Below are 21,217 nucleotides of genomic sequence, written 5' to 3'. Positions count from 1 at the left end.
CTTGGGTTTAAACGCTGAGCATCAGGAATTCACGTTCCCACGAACTGATCACCCGTTTGTAGTTCTCGTGCTCGGCACGCTTGACCGCTACATAGCCTTGGACGAACTGCTTGCCCAGGTACTGCTGCACGGTTTCGCAGTCTTCCATGTGCTGCAGGGCATCTTCGATGGTGATGGGCAGGCGCAGGTTGCGTCGCTCGTAAGCCCGGCCCTGCACCGGCGCACTCGGGTTGATCTTCTCGACCATGCCCAGGTAGCCGCACAGCAGGCTGGCAGCGATGGCCAGGTAAGGGTTGGCATCGGCGCCCGGTAGGCGGTTTTCCACGCGCATTGCGTCCGGGCTGGAGGTAGGCACACGCAGGCCGGCGGTACGGTTTTCTTCACCCCACTCGACGTTGACCGGTGCCGACGTGTCCGGCAAGAAGCGGCGGAACGAGTTGACGTTAGGTGCGAACATCGGCAGCAGCTTGGGGATGTACTTCTGCAGCCCGCCGATGTGGTGCAGGAACAGCTCGCTCATGCTGCCGTCTTCATTGGCGAACACCGGCTTGCCGGTCGCGATGTCGACCACGCTCTGGTGCAGGTGCATGGCACTGCCAGGTTCGTCAGTGATCGGCTTGGCCATGAAGGTGGCCGCCACGTTGTGCTTGAGCGCGGCTTCGCGCATGGTGCGCTTGAACACGGTGATCTGGTCGGCCAGGTCCAGGGCGTCGCCGTGGCGGAAATTGATCTCCATTTGCGCCGGGCCGTCTTCATGGATCAGGGTGTCCAGGTCCAGGCCCTGCAGTTCGCACCAGTCATAGACGTCTTCGAACAGCGGGTCGAATTCGTTGGCGGCATCGATCGAGAACGACTGGCGACCGCTTTCTGCGCGGCCCGAACGCCCCAGGGGTACCTGCAGCGGCAGGTCTGGGTCTTCGCAACGCTTGGTCAGGTAGAACTCCATTTCCGGTGCGACGATCGGCTGCCAGCCTTTGTCGGCGTACAGCTTCAGCACCTTCTTCAACACGTTGCGCGGCGACAGCTCGATCGGGTTGCCTTGCTTGTCGAAGGTGTCGTGAATCACGATCGCGGTCGGCTCGATTGCCCAGGGGATCTGGTACACCGCAGTCGGGTCAGGGCGGCAGACCATGTCGATGTCGGCGGCATCGAGCAGGCTGTAGTAGATGTCGTCGTCAACGTAGTCGCCGGTGACTGTCTGCAACAGCACGCTCTCGGGCAGACGCATGCCACGTTCGTGCAGGAATTTGGCGGTCGGTGCGATCTTGCCGCGGGCGATGCCGGTCAGGTCGCTGATCACGCATTCGACTTCGGTGATCCGGTGTTCTTTCAGCCACGTGGACAGCTGATCGAAGGGGGCGTTCATACAGACCTCTTGGTTGGGTTTTTGTGTGCGCGGCGGGAGCGGGTGGCTTCCCAGGTGACGCGCTGGAGACTATCTTGGTCGCAGCCCCCAGGGGCGATCTATCCACTTTCTCCGGCAATCAATGCACCAAAAGAGTGCATACAGGACAATGCGTGACAACGCTCAACGCCTTGCAGGTTCAGGCTTTCCACACCACCGACGTCACCGAGCAGGTGCGTGCCACCCCCGGCTGGCAACAGCAATACCGGCAGATGTCGCCCGGGCATTTCAGCGGCGAACTGCGTTGCTTGGGGCTTGATGGCGTGGAGGTTTATGAAGAGCGGCTCAATACCCGAGTCGAGCAGTTCTTCCGCCCCCCCAGTGGATCGCTGGCGTTCTGTTTCGACCGCAGCGAGAACAGCCTGTACCTGCTCAACGAGCAGAGCCGCAATATCTGGATCACCCCGGAGAACTACGAAGAGGTGGCCGTGGTGTTCGACCAGGCGTTTCTGGCCCGTCATGGCCTGGATACGCAGCGCCTGGAAGGCTTGTTCATGGTGCCATTGGGCAGCGGCCAGAACGCCTTGTTCGGCAGTTGGCTGAGCGCCACCCTGACCCGTTTGGGCAACGCCGATTGCCCGCTGCAGGGGCAGGCGCTGGCGGAACAGTTGCTGGAAGACTGCCTGTTCATCCTCGACAGTGCCTGCCAGCGGCTGGACAGCGGTGCGCTGGGCAGGCGCAGTGAAGCGCGCTCGATCATGCGCCGAGTCAGTGAATGGGCGGCGGATTGCCCCGAAGAAACCCTCAACCTGGTGGCACTGGCTGACGTGGCCGGAGTTTCGCTGCGCCAGTTGCAGCAGGCGTTCAAGGCCTTTACCGGTATGCCGCCGGGAACTTGGTTGCGGTTACGCCGGCTAAACGGCGCGCGACGGGACTTGTTGCGCGGTGGCGAGGTAACGGTAGCGGAAGTCGCCATGCGCTGGTCATTCTGGCACCTGGGGCGGTTTTCCGAGAGTTACCGGCAGCTGTTCAAGGAGTTGCCGAGCGAGACCCTCAAGCGGGGCAGGGGCTGAGGGCCGGCAGCCGGCACATTGAACCCAGCACCCCCCACGGAAAGTTGCTATCGTGCCGACCTGTTCCCACCCGAGGTCCCGATGTTCTACCTGCCATTGCCCAGCGACCAAGCCGACCGCCTTGCCAGCGAACCCACCGCCAGCGACTTTTTCCCGACGGCCAGTTTGCTGGAGGCCGCGGCGGTGCTGTTCGTACAAAATCTGCCACGCCAGCCCGCCACTGCAACGGCCGACGCTCAGGAGCGGCGCTTTGCCGAAATCGTGCGCATCGCCAACGAGGTCGAAACGGCCGCGCCGGGGCGCTTTCAAGGCCAGGTGGCGCAGCACTTCGACCGCGAGGCATTCGCCATGGGCCTTGGCATGCTGGGTGAGAATGGCATCGGTTTGCTGTCCGCCGAGGTCAAATACGACGTCGAGGACCTGCACGATGACCAAGGCCAGTGGAGTTTCCAATTTGCCGATTCCTACCGCCAACAGGTCACGCCGCTGCACCCGGTTTATCTGCCATCGCTGGCCAGCGACCTGCTGCTGAGCGATCAACAAAACCGCCTGCTGCGCGAGTTTCTGTCAGGTGTTGACGAGTCGGTGGCGGTGCAAGGCTTTGCCGGCACCGGCAAGACGTTCCTGATTCACCAGTTCGCCCGTTTGCTCGACCCCCAGCGCACGCTGCTGCTGGCCCTGACCGAGGGCCAGCTGCGCGCGTTGCAGGCACGCGTCAAGGACGCCCAAGCCTACACCGCACTGACCTTCGGCCAACTGGCAGACGAGCTTCTCAACCGAGACCTCACCAGCAACGGTTGGCGCTTGCGTGACCCGTACCGCACCAAATTGTCCTGGCGCCCGCAGGAGGCGCAGGTGGTGAAGTGGCTGAATATCCCCGATATCGGCCCGCTCGCGGCCCGCGACGTGGTTGCCTTGTGCATCAAGGCCGTGCGCAGTTTCTGCCGCAGCGGCGATGCAGAGGTCCAGCTGCACCATTTGCCCTGGGCCGGGCCGGGCACCTCGCCACTGGACCAGGAAGTGCTGCTGGAAAAGGCCCGGCTGTACTGGCAGGAGCTGATTCGCCCCTCAGCGCGGGAGATTCAACTGCCGGTGCGTGATTACCACCGGGTCAAACTGCTGTCGCTGACCGCTGACATGATCGACAGTCGGTACACCCACGTCATCGTCGACGAGGCCCACGAGCTGTCGGCACCGATGCTCGCCGTGCTGGACCGCAGCCCGCAGTCGATCATCACCCTGGGCGACGAGCTGCAGAACCTCAATGGCCTGAGCCCGCACCATGGTGGCTTCATCCGCCAGCGTTACATCGACCATTCGCTGCGCGCGGGGCCAGCGATGGATAACGTCCTCAACCCGCTGATCCAGGCGCACCCGGCCAAGATCCAGGCGGCATTCAGCGGCAGTGCCGAGCACTACACCCGGGTCAGTTTCTTCGATACGGTCACGGTGCCAGAGCAGCCCACGGCACTGATCGTCGATGACGAGTGGGGCCTGTTTGGCTGGTTCCAGCGCCTTACGCACCAAGGGGTGCCGTTCGTGTTGTTGAAGAGTGCGCGCAAGGATTTCGAGCTGTTCGTCGAGGACTGCATCGAGCTGTACCGTTACGGCACCCGCCCGCGTCACCCCATGCTGTTCCGCTACGCCAGCTGGCAGGCGCTGGAGCAGGACAAGGGCGATGACAAAGCTTTCGTGGCGGTCGCCAACATGCTGCGCAAGGGCTATACGCCAGAGCACTTCGCCAAGGCCAAGAGCCGTTATCGCTGGGACAAGGCGCCCAAGCTGTTCCTGGGGCGGGTGCGGGACGTGAAGAACATGGAATTCGCCCGGGTGATGGTGTCACCGGAGCTGATGGTCGCGCCCGTGGCGGCGGGCAATCGCAACGAACGAGCGCGGATGCTGGCGGGGTTGTATACCGCCTGTTCGCGGGCACGGCATGAACTGATCGTACCGGGGGGAATGCTGGACTGGGTGAAGGACCAGGTCAGGGACTGAGGAAATCGGGGCCGCCAGGCGGCCCCGATTGTCCCGTCAATTACGGTCCAGCCACACCGTTTGCGCGTTGGTGAATTCCCGCACACCAAAGTGCGACAATTCGCGGCCAAAACCACTTTTCTTCACGCCGCCAAAGGCGACGCGGGGGTCGGATGCGCAGTAGCCGTTGATGAACACGCCACCGGTATCCAGTGCTGCGGTCATGCGTTCAGCCAGCGCATAGTCGGCGGTGTAAATGGTCGACGCCAGGCCGAATTCGCTGTCGTTGGCCAATGCCACGGCATGGTCGGCATCCCGCGCAGTGATGATCGCCGCCACTGGCCCGAACAGTTCCTGCTTGAACGCGGTCATTTCCGGGGTGACGTTGGCAAACACGGTCGGTGCGTAGAAGTTGCCCACGCCTTCGATCTTGTTGCCGCCCAGCAGCAAAGTAGCGCCTTCGGCGAGTGTCGCCTGAACCTGCCCATCGAGTTCATCGCGCAGGTCGTAGCGGGCCATCGGGCCGATGTAGGTGTCGTCTTCCAGCGGGTTGCCAACCTTCAGCTGGCGCGTTGCTTCGACAAACTTCTGGGTGAACGCTTCAACGATGCTTTCTTCGATGATCAGGCGTTTGGCCGCCGCGCAAACCTGGCCGGTGTTCTGGTAGCGACCGATGACGGCCGCCTTGACTGCGGCATCCAGGTCGGCATCGGCCAGTACGATGAACGGGTCCGAACCGCCCAGCTCCAGCACGCACTTCTTCAGCGCGGCGCCGGCTTGCGCACCGATCGCCATGCCAGCGCGCACGCTGCCGGTCAGGGTCACGGCGGCAATGCGAGGGTCGTTGATGGCGCGGGTGACACCGTCCGGCGTGACGTTCAGTACTTCGAAGACGCCTTCCGGTAGGCCGGCATCCTTGAACAGTTCGCCCAGCAAGTAGGCGCTGCCCATGACGTTCGGGGCGTGCTTGAGCACATAGGTATTACCCGCGAGGATCGCCGGCACAGCACCGCGCAGCACTTGCCAGATCGGGAAGTTCCACGGCATCACCGCCAGGATCGGGCCCAGCGGGCGGTACTCGATGCGCGCTTTTTCGACCTGGGTTGGTTCCGCTGCCAGCATGGCAGGGCCGTGCTCGGCGTACCAACGGCACAGCCCGACACACTTGCTCACTTCGCCACGGGCCTGGGTGATCGGCTTACCGATTTCACAGCTGATCATTTGCGCGAACGCTTCGGCCTTGGTTTCCAGCGTGTTGGCCAGGGCGAGCAACCACTCACCGCGCTGACCCAGCGACACCTGGCGCCATTGGCCATAGCCCACCTTGGCGCGTTGCAGCGCCGCTTCCAGTGCGGCGTCGGTATCGAACGGGTAGGCGCCAATCTGCTCGCCGCTGTGCGGGTCGAGGGAGATGGCGTGGGTCAGGCTGCTGATCGCGCTCATGGTGGAAACTCTCGCTGTTGTTGATCCGTGACGCCAGACTAGTGGTGTAGGGATTTAATGAAAACTGAATAATAATGAGCGAAACATTCACGTTTGGAGAATGACTGTGGACCTGGTGCAACTGGAAATCTTCAAGGCAGTGGCCGAGCAAGGCAGCATCAGTGCCGCCGCGCAGCATATCCATCGGGTGCCCTCGAACCTGACCACGCGTATCAAACAGCTGGAGGAAGACCTGGGCGTCGAACTGTTCATCCGCGAGAAAAGCCGCCTGCGCCTGTCGCCAGCGGGCTGGAACTTTCTCGAATACACCCGGCGCATTCTCGACCTGGTGCACGAAGCGCGGCTAACGGTGGCCGGCGAAGACCCGCAGGGCACCTTTGCCTTGGGTTCGCTGGAAAGCACCGCAGCCGTGCGGATCCCGGCCTTGCTGGCGGCCTATAACCAGCGCTACCCCAAAGTCGACCTGGACCTCTCGACCGGGCCGTCGGGGACGATGCTCGAAGGGGTGCTGTCTGGGCGATTGGTCGCGGCGTTCGTCGATGGGCCGGTGTTGCACCCGACGCTGGAAGGCATGCCGGTGTTCGAGGAAGAGATGATGGTCATCTCGCCCCTCAACCATGCGCCGGTAACCCGCGCCCAAGACGTCAACGGCGAGAACATTTACGCATTTCGGGCCAACTGCTCGTACCGCCACCACTTCGAGAACTGGTTTGTTCAGGATCAGGCTGTGCCGGGCAAGATCCACGAGATGGAGTCGTATCACGGCATGCTGGCATGCGTGAGTGCTGGTGCCGGGTTGGCCATGATGCCGCGCAGCATGCTCGACAACATGCCGGGCTGCAGCACGGTGAGCGCCTGGCCGATGTCGGAGGATTTTCGGTATTTGAAGACCTGGCTGGTGTGGCGGCGGGGGGCGGTTTCGCGCAGTTTGAGTATGTTTGTGAAGTTGTTGGAAGAGCGGCAGGGGAGTTTAGGTATGGCTGTAGATACCGTATAGATCAACTTGTGAGAGCGGGGGCGTAGCTACCGGTGCTTGCCACGACCCGAAGGCTCTCTCTTCTTGGTTTAATCAACTCAGCGATGGACGCTGCTGTGTGAAGCGCTGGCGATCAGGCTGGCGCCGCACGCGGTCTTCATGCCGTCGAGTGCGACGGGGATGCCATCGACTCGGTAGGTGTCACTGCCTTCGATGATTGGGAACTCGCCTTTGCACAGAGGGCAGAAGACCATGTTGCCTTTGCCTGCCATGGGTTTGCCGTTGAGGTTTGTGTGTGAAATCGATCCGGTAACAGTACCTCCATGATCCGTCGTGTCACCAATCCTTACTATGTTGTTCACTGAGGATATCCTTCAATCAGGCGCGAAGTGACTATGGAGATCAAAGTCTGTGTTTGCTATTGGTGTTGTAACTCCCTGTGAGTCTCTCGTTGAAATTATGAATTTTTCAACACCATTGTCGACAGTTCTTGAGCCGTCGATTACTGAGAAAAAGCTAAAAAGCGTTGCCTTTACAGTCTCCTCTATGACCATGTCAAGGATATCGACATCTTCCTTCTTAAGGGAGGCGCGCCAGTCCGCAATGGCTTTCAATGTTTTGTCAGCATTCCTTCCGGGCGGAGACGTGAATATATCTGTCAGATCACTAACCGTTGCTTCTTTGACGTGAGTGTCTATATGTGAAAAAAAATCTTCTCTAGTCATGGTGTTTTCCATTTTGTTTTGTTTACTTGGCAAGTGATGCAGGATACGTCTCTTTGTTGAGTCTTATCAAGTTTTGAAGGCATTCATTTGGTGCTCCTGTATGAGCTCTTAAGTCCCTTATGTCTTTTGCAAGAAGCTGCCTTGCGCTTCCAGTATAGATTCCTTTTTTTGGGGTTGGAATTCGTATGTGCTCTGCCCTCGGGACGGCAATTGCTGGTGCAGACACATAGTTGTAGTTGGGAATGACCTGAGAGGCTGGTTGGGCCTGCATCGCATGGTTGATGTCGAGCTTATCACCAGGCATGGACCGGCTTTTTAGGTCGCTATATATACCTATATCATATTTAGAACATGGGTTGCATGGGCAACTGGATAGCCCGAATGGATCAATCCAAGCCGTAGGATTTGGGGCGTACTGGTATACATTTAGGCCTCCGGAAAACCTAATGGGATCAACACCTATGAAGCGACCGGTGGCGGGCGCGTAGTATCGATATCTATTGTAATGTAAGTTTGTTTCTCCGTCGAAGTGGTGACCTTGAAAGCGGATGTTGTATTCATGGTCTGGCGGGGCGATGCCGATCTGTTCTACTGTGCTTCCCCAGGGTTTGTAGTTTCCCTTCCAAAGTATCTCTCCGCTGACGCCGGTAGTTTCCATTGGCGTACCCAGCTGATCACACTGATACCAGCTAAAAGTGTCGAACGGCTTCGGAGTCGGCTTGTTTTGCCAAACTGGATCTCGATCAATGTCATACGGAAACTCATATCTCGGCTGATGCAGCATCTCCTGAATATTATTCATCACGCCTTGCGCCACGGGGATGAAGGTCCCCGGCTCAAAAACATAGTGCGTGGTCTGCCCTTTGCCATCCCTGCCGCGTTGCTCGAACGCCAGTGTGTCGCCGTCCCAGATAAATAGCGTCAGATCGCAGCCCAGTTTTTCATCCAGCGCACGTCGTGCGTTCTCGTTCCAGACCGGTCCGGCCTGGACCCGGTTGCGGTACTTCGAGCGCGAGTCCTTGTAGACACGGCGGCCTAAGCCGACCCATGGGGTCGTACTCGTAGTGGGTGGTTCTGTCGCCATCCACACGGCGGGTGGGCAGGTTGCTGCCGTTGTCGTAGAGGTAGTGGGTGGTTTCTTTATCGAAGCCGGTTTCCTTAAGCAGTCGACCTACAGGGTCATACTTAAAGCTGGCTTCGCTGTTGTTTTCGTTGCGCAGGCGCACGAGTTGGCCGAGCTTGTCCCAGTGGTAGGTGAGGGTGGTGTCGTTGGCGTTGAAGCGTTGGTAGATCAACCCGGCTTCGTTGTAGGTCCATGTGGTTCGGCGATGCAGGGCATCGGTGTGGCTGAGCAGCCGACCTTCGGCATCGCGCTCGAAGCGTTCCGTAGTCTTGTCCGGATGGACGAGCAGCACCAGTTGGCCGGCTTCGTACTGGTACTCGGTGATCTCGCCAGCGGCGTTGATGAGTTTGGCAAGTTGACCCAGCGCGTCGTATTTCCATTGCGTGGTCTTGCCTGAGCAGTCGGTGTAGCTGGTCAGCTGCCCATCACTGTTGTACGCCAGTTTCTTCTCACCACCGTTGGCGTCGGTGATGGCGATGGGCAGGTTGCCGCTGTTGTAGGAATAGAGCGTCTTGTTCTCCAGCGGATCCTGGGTTTCGATGATGTTGCCGCGCTGGTCGTAGTCATATTTCCACAGGCCGCCCTCGGCATCGCGGGTCTTGAAGCGCTGGTCCAGATCGTCATAGGCATGGTGGATTGATGAGCCGTCCGGGCGGGTGTGCTGGAGTAGGTTGCCGCGCTCGTCGTAGGCATAGACATCGCTACTGCCATCCGTGAGGATGTGCTGGGTGACGTTCTTGGCGGCATCCCGGTAAATCCATTCCTCGTTCCTGTCGGGATGGATGATCCGATAGGGGTAGCCGAGAATGTCGCAGAAGTGCTGGGTTTCATTGCCGTTGGCATCCACGATGCGGGTCAGGCGGATGTTCGGGTCCCAGCTCAGTCGAGTGTCTAGGCTGCCATCGTCCCCCCACTCGCGAACAGCTTTGGCATCAGCACCTTCTCCGAACCATTCGAGGTTCATGCCCCGACCGGTGCGGTCGGTATAACGTGTTACGAGATGGTGCGTGTACTGGTTCCTCCATTGCGCCCCATGTTCGTCCTTGGCGCCGCACAGATCGCCTTGTGCGTCGTAGGTGTATGACGCCAGTTGACGATGTGGCTGGCGCTCGTACATCAGCCAACGTGCAATGACGCTACCGTGATCATCAATCTGCGTGTGGATATGCTGATGGGGCGTGTCGTGTTAATAGGTCACCAGATCGGAGAGTACGGCGCTGTCGGCTACGCGATGCTCGTAGTGCAGGGCAATACTGGAGCCGCTCTTGTTTTTGATGGTGCTCAGCCGGAACTGGTTGCCGTATCGCTGGTAGATCTATTCGCTTTCATGTTCCTGAAGCAGGGCAGGCTTAGAGTGGCGGCAACAGACATACTGCTGGGATGTCTGTTGTTCGCCTACCCCGATTGGGTCGGTTGCCTCAGCGATGGACGCTGCCGTGTGAAGCGCTGGCGATCAGGCTGGCGCCGCACGCGGTCTTCATGCCGTCGAGTGCGACGGGGATGCCATCGACTCGGTAGCTGTCACTGCCATCGATGATGGGGAAATTGCCTTTGCATAGAGGGCAGAAAACCATGTTGCCTTTGCCGGCCATCGGTTTGCCGTTGAGGTTTGTATGCGGGATACATTCAACTACATACCCTCCATGATCTTTTTTATCGCCAAGGCGAACGATGTGGTTCATAAAATTTCGCCTTTAGGAAGTTTGTATCTTTAAGAGTCCTGCCTCAGTGCCGCCCTCAGAGATGTTTGGGGACAAAAGTAGGTAACTCATGCCTCCTGCGAATAGGCCTCTGTGGTCTGGGAACAGCGCGTCTAGGTCGTATTCATCGATTTGCATAAAGAAAACCAATCCGTTGCTCTCGTCGTCTTGTATCCAGCAGGGTATTCCCCCTACTTTAGATACCCCATTTGCACTGCTGTCTGGTTCGTTTGTTTCCTCCGCCCCGATTGGGGATTTTTTGAGGGGAAAGGGATGTTCATTTCTTTCAGTGTTCGCGACTGAGTACGCAATAGCAATGCCATTTTCATTCATTGCTTTATGGATGTGATTTAGAGGGTTGGTGTCGAAGGGGGTGAATACAGAGATGGTAAGTCCGTGATTTACTGAGATCTCATGGCTGTTGTCGTTAACAAAGCTTGCGGGTAGGCTGATTAGGTGCATTAACGGGCAGCCTTGGGAGTCATGCGGCCATGCTATGTTTTGGGGCAGGCGCGGACTCCCCCCTAGGAATGCCTCATCTTTTTTGGGAGGGGCTGAGAATGTTAGTTTTTTCAAAGTAATAAACTCCTATGGGCAGAAACAATCGCAGTTGATGAATTGATTGGCTTGAACCCTTAGTCTCCTTGCCTGTGATGCTGGGACGCCTGCTTGCCTTAGGGCGCCTTGCCAAACATCCATTTGTCGTTTACTTGGTGTACCAGAACTGTTGAAATCGAACTGATTGATTCCTAAGTTTAAGTGTTTTTCAGCCAGCGCGGACTCATTTCTGTGTGCGGCTGTATGCATGGGGCGCGGAATGGCTATCGAGGGGTTGTTGGGGTTCCGCGCAGCGGAAGACGTTACTCCCATCTGCCGGAGTGCTTGATGTCGTATGAATTCATGTGCATCTAAGCTGTCTCCTTCATGGCCTTGTCCAGTAAGGTCCGCGTATCTCCCCAGCTGACAATTCCGCGCTAGTCCTAATGGATCAATCCACTCTGTAGGATTTGGGGCGTAGTTGTAAACATTAATTCCGCCTATGAATCCAATGGGATCCTTGGTGATGTATCTGCCTGTGTTGGGATCGTAGTATCGGTGGTAGTTGTAGTGCAAACCTGTTTCGATGTCAAAATATTGTCCTTGGAAATGCCATTGGCTATTGCGCATCTCGCCGTTGGAGCTGTTGCCAATATTTGTACTTGTTTGCCCCCAGGCCTTGTGGTTGCTGCTCCAAGCAATGCGTCCAAGATCATTGGTGAGTTCTCTAGGTGTTCCAAGGTGATCGCATTGATACCAGTCAACCTTCTCAATAGATCTCGGTGCCGGTTTCTGTTGCCAGATCGGATCCCGGTCGATGTCATACGGAAAATCATAGCTCGGCTGCCGCAACATCTCCTCAATGTGATTCATCACCCCTTGCGCGACCGGAACGAAGGTGCCTGGTTCAAACACATAATGTTTGGTCTGCCCTTTGCCATCCCTGCCGCGTTGCTCGAACGCCAGTGTGTCGCCGTCCCAGATAAATAGCGTCAGATCGCAGCCCAGTTTTTCATCCAGCGCACGTCGTGCGTTCTCGTTCCAGACCGGTCCGGCCTGGACCCGGTTGCGGTACTTCGAGCGCGAGTCCTTGTAGACACGGCGGCCTAAGGCGTCATATCCAAACTCGACAACCAGTCGATCATCCTCGTATCGACGCAGGCGGTCATACAGGTCCCAGGTAAACTTGCCGGTCTTGCCGTTCTCAATCCGCTCCAGCAGATTGCCGCGCTCGTCGTAGCGGTACTGCGTGCCGCAGTAGCTGCGCAGCACGTTGTCCATGAGCTTGCGCGGCGAGTGTGGATTGGGCCCCGGTGGAGCTTCGGGGTCCAGCAGGTTGCTCGCCGGGTCGAAGGCAAACGTTTCCTTCTCGTAGTTAAGGCTGGCTTCGAGCAAGCGCCCTACTGGGTCATAGCGATAGCGCAGATCACCACGGTTCAAGTCCTTGATGTGGTGTAACTGACCAGCCTCGTCGTAGCGATAGGTGCGGGCCGCTATGCGTTTGGACTCGCCTTGTCGAGCCAGCGTCTGTTCCAGCAATTGGCCATTCGGGCTCCAGGTCTGGCGCTGGATCAGGCCATTGCCCTGAACGCGGCCGATCTCTCGGTGCAGGTCATCACGCTCGTAACTAATCAACTCCTGATCATCGAGTTTGAGCGCGAGCAGGTGACCGCTGCCGTAGGTTAGCCAGCTAACCCGGTGGCCATCGGGGCGGGTGGTGGCGATGCGTTGGTTGAGGACATCGTACTCGTGCTTGAGCACGGCCACCTGCGGCTTGACCAAATAATCCAGCCACTGATGCTCACGCGTGTTGTTGCCTGCTGCATCGTAGAACCATTGCAGCCTGCAGGTACCGTTGTTAGCAAGCAGCAGCTTGCCATTACCGTCATAGGCAAAGGTCTCAACCTCCCACTTCTCGCCGCCACGTCGTCCGGCCTTGCGCTGGATAAGCCGGCCCATGGGGTCGTACTCGAAGTGGGTGGTTCTGTCGCCATCCACACGGCGGGTGGGCAGGTTGCTGCCGTTGTCGTAGAGGTAGTGGGTGGTTTCTTTATCGAAGCCGGTTTCCTTAAGCAGTCGACCTACAGGGTCATACTTAAAGCTGGCTTCGCTGTTGTTTTCGTTGCGCAGGCGCACGAGTTGGCCGAGCTTGTCCCAGTGGTAGGTGAGGGTGGTGTCGTTGGCGTTGAAGCGTTGGTAGATCAACCCGGCTTCGTTGTAGGTCCATGTGGTTCGGCGATGCAGGGCATCGGTGTGGCTGAGCAGCCGACCTTCGGCATCGCGCTCGAAGCGTTCCGTAGTCTTGTCCGGATGGACGAGCAGCACCAGTTGGCCGGCTTCGTACTGGTACTCGGTGATCTCGCCAGCGGCGTTGATGAGTTTGGCAAGTTGACCCAGCGCGTCGTATTTCCATTGCGTGGTCTTGCCTGAGCAGTCGGTGTAGCTGGTCAGCTGCCCATCACTGTTGTACGCCAGTTTCTTCTCACCACCGTTGGCGTCGGTGATGGCGATGGGCAGGTTGCCGCTGTTGTAGGAATAGAGCGTCTTGTTCTCCAGCGGATCCTGGGTTTCGATGATGTTGCCGCGCTGGTCGTAGTCATATTTCCACAGGCCGCCCTCGGCATCGCGGGTCTTGAAGCGCTGGTCCAGATCGTCATAGGCATGGTGGATTGATGAGCCGTCCGGGCGGGTGTGCTGGAGTAGGTTGCCGCGCTCGTCGTAGGCATAGACATCGCTACTGCCATCCGTGTGGATGTGCTGGGTGACGTTCTTGGCGGCATCCCTGTAAATCCATTCCTCGTTCCTGTCGGGATGGATGATGCGATAGGGGTAGCCGAGAATGTCGCAGAAGTGCTGGGTTTCATTGCCGTTGGCATCCACGATGCGTGTCAGGCGGATGTTCGGGTCCCAGCTCAATCGAGTGTCTAGGCTGCCATCGTCCCCCCACTCGCGAACAGCTTTGGCATCAGCACCTTCTCCGAGCCATTCGAGGTTCATGCCCCGACCGGTGCGGTCGGTATAACGTGTTACGAGGTGGTGCTTGTACTGATACGTCCACTCGGTCCCATGCTCGCCCTTGGCGCTGCACAGGTCGCCGTGTGTGTCATAGGTGTATGACGCCAGTTGGCGCTGTGGCTGACCTTCATCCATCAGCCAAAGCGCGATGACACGTCCCTGATTATCAATTGTCGTATGGATATGGTGATGAGGTGTGCCGTGTTGATAGGTCACCAGGTCGGACAGCACGGCGCTGTCGCCTACACAATGTTCGTAGTGCAGGGCAATGCTGGAACCGCCCTTGTTCTTGATGGTGCTCAAGCGGAACTGGTTGCCGTGCCGCTGATAGATCTCTTGGCTCTCATGACCCCTGAGCAGGGCAAGGGTGTCTTTGGCGATCCGAGCAATGACCACATTCTCGATGGAATCGTAATGACTGCCTTTGAGCTTCGGCAGTGAGTACTTTTGACTTCTGCCGTCAGTGCCATGATAGGTGAGTTGATCTTCGACCAGATCGAAGCGAGCTGCGAACGGCGTGATCCAGCGTGATCCGTAGGGGCCGTTGTCAAATGCGGATAATGAAGAGCGATAGGTGCGGTTCCACTCGATGAGGAACACGCCAGGTAGCTGGAAATCGGTGTGTACGATTGTTTCGCTGCCTGTGGCGAAGCTGATGCTGCAGTTAGTACCCGCTTTCGTACCGCGTTTCTTGCAGTTTGGATCTGCCTTTGCTGCCCGCTGCCCTGGAGCCGCCTCGGTACCCTGACGGCCCTGCACGTTACGGCTTTGGCTGGTTGAGCCAGGCGCGATGCTGCTTCGTCTCGGCTTGTATCCTCTTTTGATCAGAGCCAGTCTGAGTACACTCAGAATTGAAGCGATGCTGCCTGGGTCCGTCTTACTGCCGATGGCAACTATCTTGTTGCCTGCCATACGCCCGATGCTTTCAAGGCTTTGTGCGACAGGCTCAAGCAGGGTTTTCAGCTTTTCGCTCTCTCCGAAGCCCAGTTGGTTTTTGCTGAAGCCAATCCCGGTCTTTCGTTTGAAGTAGTCAGATGCTTCAGCCACCAGCCGCATACCGGGGAACAGGGCCGTCAAGGCGACATCCTTCACCGTTCCATCTGCCACCGACCGGATCAAGTCAGCGAGGAACTTGCAGACCTCGACAATCTTCTTGGCGAAGCTGGCAAGAATGCTCTGCAACTGCGCTTCGATCTCCCCAATGAACTCCTCAAGCTCTCCCGGACAAACCTCGGCAAGTGCCTCTTCAATCGTTATGAGCAGTGCTTGAGCAATGCCGTCCTTGGACGCGGCTCTTAGCGACTTCAGCGCTGGGCGCATGACTATCCGTGCGGGCCCGACACCAGGCAGTGGCGCGATAGCAAACAGATTGATACCAAGACCTACCCAGTTGAACGGGTCAGCCCGATAGGCACTGTCACCCTTGGCCAGTTCTATGATGTCGCCAATGGCATCTGTTGCAGCAAAGATGGACCCGGCTACAGGGAGAACTTCGCCAACAGAGATGACTGTCCTCCAGTTGACAATGTCTCCTGTGAGGTCCGTGAGCCATTTGGCTAGCATTTCGGTGCCAGCTCTTACGTCCTCCTCATCGAAGGTCTCTTTAGGGGCAACTACCCCGCCACACCTATCCATGTTGGGTTGTCCTTGTAGTGGGGCGCGCCATCGGAAGCGAGAGCTCTTTCAACGGGGCTGACTTAATGGCGGATTGGGTGAATTGCTTGGCATCGTGAGCTTCCAGCTCGCCGGATTTGATGAGTTGGCTCACGGCTTCCTGCATTGCCGCAGCTGGGGTAAGAGGCGCTTTTTGATCGGCGGTGGGTGGTGAGGACTGCTCCGCGAACGGTGTTGCCGAGATGGCCTTGGTGCGGTCACGGCCGAACAGAACTTTCACTGGCCCAGTGGCGAGTCCGGAAATGGCAGCGAACCCGTTATCATCTAATGTGCCTTTGACGATCTGGCCCAAAGCATCCTCAACTTCGTACTCGGCGCCCTTGAACGCATGGTTGTTCGCGTAGTGCTGGAACAGCTCCAGATTGCCGTTACCCGCCTTGATGTCCTCGGGAAATGCCGCTGCTTGGCTTTTTGAGCCCTTGTAGATGAAGTCAGTAGCGTGTGCCGTGTACTGCCCAGCCGTGGCGTGCAGAATTCCGCCCGCGTTGTAGGTCGTACTGCTGCCGCCGGCTTGAATCACCAGTTCCTCCTTGGCGCTGAGGGTGATCCGTTCGGCGGTGACGCTGACCTTGAGCTTGGCCAGCAGGTTGATGTTGTCCTTGAGCGCTTTCAGGTTGATGTCGCCGGAAGCCGCGACTAATCGCCAGCCCATGCTCTGCACGAACTGCCGCACGCCCCGACTGGCACTGATCAACAGGCGCTTGCCGATGGCCAGGCTGGTGTGGCCGCCCGTGCTCAGACCCAGGTGTTCGCCGCTGGCGATGTGGGTGGATTGCGGTGTGGTAGTGGCGATGCCGGTTGGGCTGGCGATCACCAGTTGCGGATCGGCCAGTTCGGGGAAACGGTTGGCTTCAGGGTTGCCACCGCTGCCGAGAATGGCGTCGTGCTGGGCCTTGAGGGCATCACCCACTTCATCCTGATCGCCGCCTTCCTGGGCCAGGTGATCGCGGGCTTCACTGGCAAAGGTGGTGTGGTACTCCTGGGCGGTCTTCAGGCGTTCGGCGGTTTCCGCCAAGTCGGTGTGATGCTCGGTGGCACGGCTGCGCGCCTCCGTCGTCAGCAGCAGCCCGCCACCCGCACGAACCACACCGTGGGTATCGGTGCGCAGCTCGAAGCCTTGCCCACGCGGCTTGCCGCCAAAGTGGCGAGGATGGGTAAGGTAACCGAGGTTCAGTGCCGAGTGGTCGTGGTCACTCATCAACGCCGCACTGATCTGCCCGGTGGTGTCGTCCAGGCGCAGTTCGTTGTGGCGTTTGCCGTGGTGCTCCTTGCTGCGGATCGGGCTGAGTGCCTTGAACTCAGGCAAGCGGTACGGCGGGCGGTTGACGATGTGATAACTGCGCCCGGTGATCATCGGCTGATCGGGGTCGCCGTTGAGGAAACTGACCACCACTTCCTGCCCGATCCGGGGAATGGCCATGTGGCCCCAGGTGGCGCCGGCCCAGGCTTGAGTGACCCGCACCCAGCACGAGCTTTTCTCATCGTCCTGGCCTAGGCGGTCCCAGGGGAATTGCACGCGCACACGGCCGTGCTCGTCGCAGTAGATTTCCTCACCGGGTGGCCCGACTACCTTGGCCATCTGCGGGCCTTCGATTACCGGTTTGGGGCGGGCAGGGGCGTGCCATTCGACTTGCGCCGGAATCAAGGTCGCAGTAAGGGTGTAGGACGTGCCGACTTCGGCTTCGGCAGCATCCTCTTCCAGTGCCGTAAACTGGCGGCCCCTGTGGGTGATGCGCAGTGGCCGCCAGAGGATGTTCATGTCCTCGCGGGCATGGCCAGCCAGCTGGAAGGCGATACCCGGTTGCAGGCGAGCATCATCGCCTTCGACCTCGGCCACGCGCGCATCGCCGAACAGGGCAGTGACTTTGGTCTGGGTGAACGGCTTACCGGCATTGTCGTGCTTGTAGCGGCCAGGGTAGTCGTAGCGTTCGTAGTCGTTGCTTTGATTGCCCATGTCCTGAGGGAACATGGTGTGCTCATGGTTGTAGCGTGGGTGGGTGAAGGTGTAGTCGCGCTGGACCTGCTTGCTGGTGCGTACCTGTTCGCGGTAGGCGAAGTGGCGCAGGCAGGGTTGCTGCTCCATGCCGCCGCGGTTGGCGACATACAATACTGGCTCGCCTTCCAGGCTACCGAAATTGCTGATGTGATCCGTCTGGATCACCACGTGGTTGGCTGCGCTGTGCTCGAAGGTGCAGATCAAGCCTTCCTCGGCCGACAGGCGCCAGAAGAAACCCAGGTCCAGGTCACCGGCCTGGACACAGTACTCGCGGCTCTGGTGTGGGTTGACCACATACTGGATCAAAGTGCCCCATTGGCGTTCGCGGAACAGTTCCTCTAACAGCTGCGGGACCGGGCGGTGCTGGAAGATGCGCCAATCGGACTGCAGGCTTGCGCGGGCCAGTTGCGGCTCGATCACGGCGCGGTAGCGAGTGCGGCGGTGGCCGGTTTTGCCTTGTTCGAAACTGCTGATCAGGCCGTGCACATGGCGCACGGCTTCCTGCTGCTGCCAGATGGTCAGCACGGCGGGTTGGTCGAGAAGGGTGGCGAAGTCGGCGTCGTTGGCAAAGCTGACCAGTTCGATGTCCAGCCGATACAGCTCGCTCACGGCCTCATTCAGTTCGAACGACACCACGTCGAAATTGATGGCCTCATCGGCGGGGGTGCTGAAAGTAAAACGCACATCATTCAAGTTGCTCATGCGAACTCCTGCTGTTCATCCTTTCGGGCAGGTTCATGGGGCCGAACGCGTATATAGAACGCGCGGCATCAGTGCACTCAAGACCGTAGCGAGGAATCCATTCCAGGTCGCCGTTATCACGTCCTAAAAAGTTGTAGGAAGTTTCTCTAAATGCAGCGCTATTTATTTTTATGGGCATAACCGTACTGGCCGTGCCTATAGGTACGGTGACTGTTGAGTCATATCAAGACAGCCTTGCTGAAGTTATTGCTGGAGCATGGTCTGCAGTGATGCCAACACCTGTTGGGTAATGCCGTTGAGTTTGGTGGTGAAGTACAGATAGATGCCGGTGCAGCACACGCCCATGACCGCCCACGGTGTCCACCAGGGCAGTTGACGGTTCATGCGATAGTGCCGGGGTGCCACGTTGGTGAAAGGATCGGTCAAACGTTCGGCGGTAGGCCGGCTGCCGCGCAGCTCAATGATTCGCTCGTGCAAGCGATTCATCCAGATATCCAGCTCCTGATCGCCGTTGGTTTGGTTGGCATACTTGCCTCGGTAGCCCAATGCCAGGCACCAGAACAGGAACACGAACAGGTCATAGCGATTCTCCGGCGCCTCTAGCAGGCGTTCGAGCACACTGAAGAATTTCTCGCCGCCCCAGGTCTCTTGATGGATGGCGCTGAGCAAGGACTGCGCCTTCCAGGGCGACTCGCGTCCCCACGGTGTGGCCATCACCGCTTCGTCCACCACGCAGCACAGGCAGTAGGAGAACACTACACGGTCACCTTCATCGCAGTGCTCAAGTTGGCGCACTTCCTCGACCATTCCATGGATCATGGTTTTGACATGAGCGTACAGCTGTTCGACATGGTCATACTGCTCGGTACCCTCCATGCGAATGACCAAGCCGAGCAGCGGCGAGGCGATGTCGTGGATGGGGTTGCCTGTGTTCGAGCGGGTGTCGAATCCCAGGGCATCGACTTGCGGGAATAGCTCGCTCAGTGAAGGCGATTCGCGCGTGTCTATCTGATCCTTGTCATACGTTTGAGAGGATGTAACGGCCATAAGGAGGACCTCCTGGTCACATCACCGGCTGCCGCCCGGTCTGGGCAGGCCAAAGCTGGCGGGTTGCATTCGCCGTATTGACGACCTGCAGTTGATGAAAGGAATTGCTGCTGGCGTACAACGCCATGAAGTGGGAAAGCACATTGCCGAACAGCTGCAGTTCCCCCTCGCACGCAAAGCCGGCAGGATCGATGTGCAGCGTGGTGCGCCGGCCGCGCACGGGCTGGCCCTTGATCAACCAGTCATACGGTTCGCTGTCCACCTGCTTGATGGCATCCAGCCGCTGCGAAGTTAGGCGTTGTTGTTGCAGGTCGTGCACGGCCACGAAGTCGTAGGCCCGCAGTACCGAGGCGAACGCAGACGGCGAGGAGAGCGACAGATTGTTCAAGGTGAGGTTGGAAATCAGCGCCCAGTGTCGCTCACCCTGACCACCGCTCTGCAGTAACGGCGGGTATGTGCGGCTGGGCCGTGACAGGTTGCGGTAGGTGACGAATGAGGGCGTACCTTGCGTTGTGACATCGATGTGGCCCACCTCCAACTGCTGCGCCAGGGCGCCGTTGGTACAGGTCAGCTCGATGCTCAGTGCCTCTTGCTGAGCCAGGTAAGGCGTAAGGTTACGATGCACCAGGCGTAAGCGGTGCTCCACCTTTTCAGTGATCGGGTTCTGTTCGAGATCCAGCTTGTAGTAAGGCGTGGGCTGCGCCTCCGCTAGTGGAAAACTGGGGTCGAGGGAATCGTAGGGTTTGAACTCCCGCAGATGCTCCCGGGTTTTCTGGCGCTGGCTGCTGACACGATCAATGCAGAAGATCTCATCTTGCGCGCCGTCACGCCGCGCCGTTTGAATGGTCTCACGCAGCGCCTGCCCATTCAGCGGCATGGGTTGCGCCGAGCAGGAAAACAGGTTGATGGCGGGGATGCAGTTGAGCAGGATCGTCGTCTGGTCGATCAGTAGATCAGGCGGAAGAGGGGCATTGAAGCGAAATTCCAGTTGGATGTGCGCTGCGGCCTCGTCGGGCCAGTAGGCTAAAAGCCCTTCGATACAGAAACCGTAGAAACGCTCGGGGAACCAGAGAAACTCTTGCAGAATGCGATAGCCGTCCAGGTGTTCGCCGGCGCTGGGCAACAGTGATTCCTCCTTCTCGAAGCCGACGAAAGCGACAGTGGGCGGCAGTGTGAAGCGGTACTGGTTGATGTGCAGGTACAGCTTGTCCAAATGCTGCGACAGCCACTGGTACAAGGTCAGTGCATTATGGCTCCCGCCCGCCAGGTGAAAGCGCAGGTGGTCGCACTTCATGCGCCCCAGCGGTTGTTCGGATAAGGCGCCCAGGTCGATGCGCACTACGGGCGCTTCGGCACTGCGCAATGTTGTGATGTTACGGATTTCTAACGGGGCGATGGCCAGGTCCGCACAGGTGCGGAACTCGCAACTCACGCCTTCGAGCGGGCGGGAAAACACCGGTGTGCCTTTGGGCAACACCTGGGTCTCGCTCAAGGCGTGGTCGATGAGCTGGAACTGCATCATCGTGACGCTGGGCAATGGCCGTAGGACGTTAGGACAGAGCAGTTGCAGCAGCGGATGGGTCAGCTCGGGCAGATGGTCTTCAATCTTCATCACCAGGCGAGCGGTGAGAAACGCGAAGTTCTCCATCACGCGTTCGACATCCTCCCCCGAGGCCGTTCGGCCGAGGAACGGGGCCAGCCGTGGGTTGTCCTCGACAAAGTCGTCGCCCAATTGTTGGAGGTGCCGTTTTTCCTGTATGAACCAATCTTTAAACTTCATGTTTATCGTTTTTTGACTCTAATCGGGTGGCTCTCGTCGCTGCGAGAAAAGATTCCAGTCAATTCGTGGGAAATTTCCTACAAGTTGCGGGATTAGAAGGTTCTGAT

At 58.5% G+C, this 21,217-nt stretch carries 14 protein-coding genes; 3 read left to right on the top strand and 11 right to left on the bottom strand.

The window, feature by feature from the left end:
* Positions 1–7: 7 nt before the first annotated feature.
* Positions 8–1,366 (bottom strand): glutamine synthetase family protein, encoded by a 1,359-nt coding sequence (locus tag LOY53_RS13550; RefSeq protein ID WP_027596784.1) that lies wholly within the window; start codon positions 1,364–1,366, stop codon positions 8–10.
* A 152-nt stretch (positions 1,367–1,518) separates the two neighbouring features.
* Between LOY53_RS13550 and LOY53_RS13545 the strand changes: the two genes are divergently transcribed.
* Both LOY53_RS13545 and LOY53_RS13540 read left to right on the top strand, forming a co-directional pair.
* On the top strand, positions 1,519–2,418 hold the full coding sequence (locus LOY53_RS13545) for a helix-turn-helix domain-containing protein (RefSeq protein ID WP_252824252.1): 900 nt from the start codon (positions 1,519–1,521) through the stop codon (positions 2,416–2,418).
* A gap of 81 nt (positions 2,419–2,499) precedes the next feature.
* Positions 2,500–4,413 (top strand): AAA family ATPase, encoded by a 1,914-nt coding sequence (locus tag LOY53_RS13540; protein WP_258702777.1) that lies wholly within the window; start codon positions 2,500–2,502, stop codon positions 4,411–4,413.
* 36 nt (positions 4,414–4,449) lie between these two features.
* Here LOY53_RS13540 and LOY53_RS13535 read toward each other — a convergent pair whose 3' ends face one another.
* On the bottom strand, positions 4,450–5,835 hold the full coding sequence (locus LOY53_RS13535; protein ID WP_258702776.1) for an aldehyde dehydrogenase family protein: 1,386 nt from the start codon (positions 5,833–5,835) through the stop codon (positions 4,450–4,452).
* A gap of 106 nt (positions 5,836–5,941) precedes the next feature.
* On the opposite strand from LOY53_RS13535, the gene ptrR reads away from it, so the two are divergent.
* The gene (gene ptrR, locus LOY53_RS13530; protein ID WP_099430907.1) at positions 5,942–6,832 is read left to right on the top strand and encodes a putrescine utilization regulator PtrR; all 891 of its coding nucleotides are present in this window, start codon (positions 5,942–5,944) and stop codon (positions 6,830–6,832) included.
* Positions 6,833–6,909: 77 nt separating this feature from the next.
* On the opposite strand, the gene LOY53_RS13525 is transcribed toward ptrR, so the two are convergent.
* The 9 genes from LOY53_RS13525 to tssF all read right to left on the bottom strand — a co-directional run bounded on the left by LOY53_RS13525 (position 6,910) and on the right by tssF (position 21,110).
* Positions 6,910–7,173, bottom strand: a complete 264-nt coding sequence (locus LOY53_RS13525) for a PAAR domain-containing protein (protein ID WP_258702775.1) — start codon at positions 7,171–7,173, stop codon at positions 6,910–6,912.
* A 12-nt stretch (positions 7,174–7,185) separates the two neighbouring features.
* Complete coding sequence (locus LOY53_RS13520; protein WP_258702774.1) at positions 7,186–7,536, bottom strand: hypothetical protein; 351 nt, start codon at positions 7,534–7,536, stop codon at positions 7,186–7,188.
* A gap of 22 nt (positions 7,537–7,558) precedes the next feature.
* On the bottom strand, positions 7,559–8,194 hold the full coding sequence (locus LOY53_RS13515) for an RHS repeat-associated core domain-containing protein (protein ID WP_258702773.1): 636 nt from the start codon (positions 8,192–8,194) through the stop codon (positions 7,559–7,561).
* 283 nt (positions 8,195–8,477) lie between these two features.
* Positions 8,478–9,776 carry a hypothetical protein gene (locus LOY53_RS13510; RefSeq protein WP_258702772.1) on the bottom strand — a complete coding sequence of 433 codons (1,299 nt, stop codon included), beginning with the start codon at positions 9,774–9,776 and terminating at the stop codon, positions 8,478–8,480.
* Positions 9,777–10,077: 301 nt separating this feature from the next.
* Entirely contained in the window at positions 10,078–10,341 is a 264-nt protein-coding gene (locus LOY53_RS13505; RefSeq protein ID WP_258702771.1) for a PAAR domain-containing protein, read from the bottom strand.
* A 606-nt stretch (positions 10,342–10,947) separates the two neighbouring features.
* Positions 10,948–15,474, bottom strand: coding sequence for an RHS repeat-associated core domain-containing protein (locus tag LOY53_RS13500; protein WP_309475925.1), 4,527 nt, complete (start codon positions 15,472–15,474; stop codon positions 10,948–10,950).
* Between the two features lie 64 nt (positions 15,475–15,538).
* Positions 15,539–18,283 (bottom strand): type VI secretion system Vgr family protein, encoded by a 2,745-nt coding sequence (locus tag LOY53_RS13495; RefSeq protein WP_258702770.1) that lies wholly within the window; start codon positions 18,281–18,283, stop codon positions 15,539–15,541.
* 243 nt (positions 18,284–18,526) lie between these two features.
* Positions 18,527–19,330, bottom strand: a complete 804-nt coding sequence (gene icmH / locus LOY53_RS13490) for a type IVB secretion system protein IcmH/DotU (protein ID WP_258702769.1) — start codon at positions 19,328–19,330, stop codon at positions 18,527–18,529.
* A gap of 16 nt (positions 19,331–19,346) precedes the next feature.
* Positions 19,347–21,110, bottom strand: a complete 1,764-nt coding sequence (tssF, locus tag LOY53_RS13485) for a type VI secretion system baseplate subunit TssF (protein WP_258702768.1) — start codon at positions 21,108–21,110, stop codon at positions 19,347–19,349.
* Positions 21,111–21,217: the final 107 nt, after the last annotated feature.

It is taken from the genome of Pseudomonas sp. B21-031 (assembly GCF_024748985.1).
Classification (GTDB): Bacteria; Pseudomonadota; Gammaproteobacteria; order Pseudomonadales; family Pseudomonadaceae; genus Aquipseudomonas; species Aquipseudomonas kermanshahensis.
The sequence above is the reverse complement of the archived record's forward strand: the minus strand, read 5'-3'. Positions and strand labels throughout refer to the sequence as shown.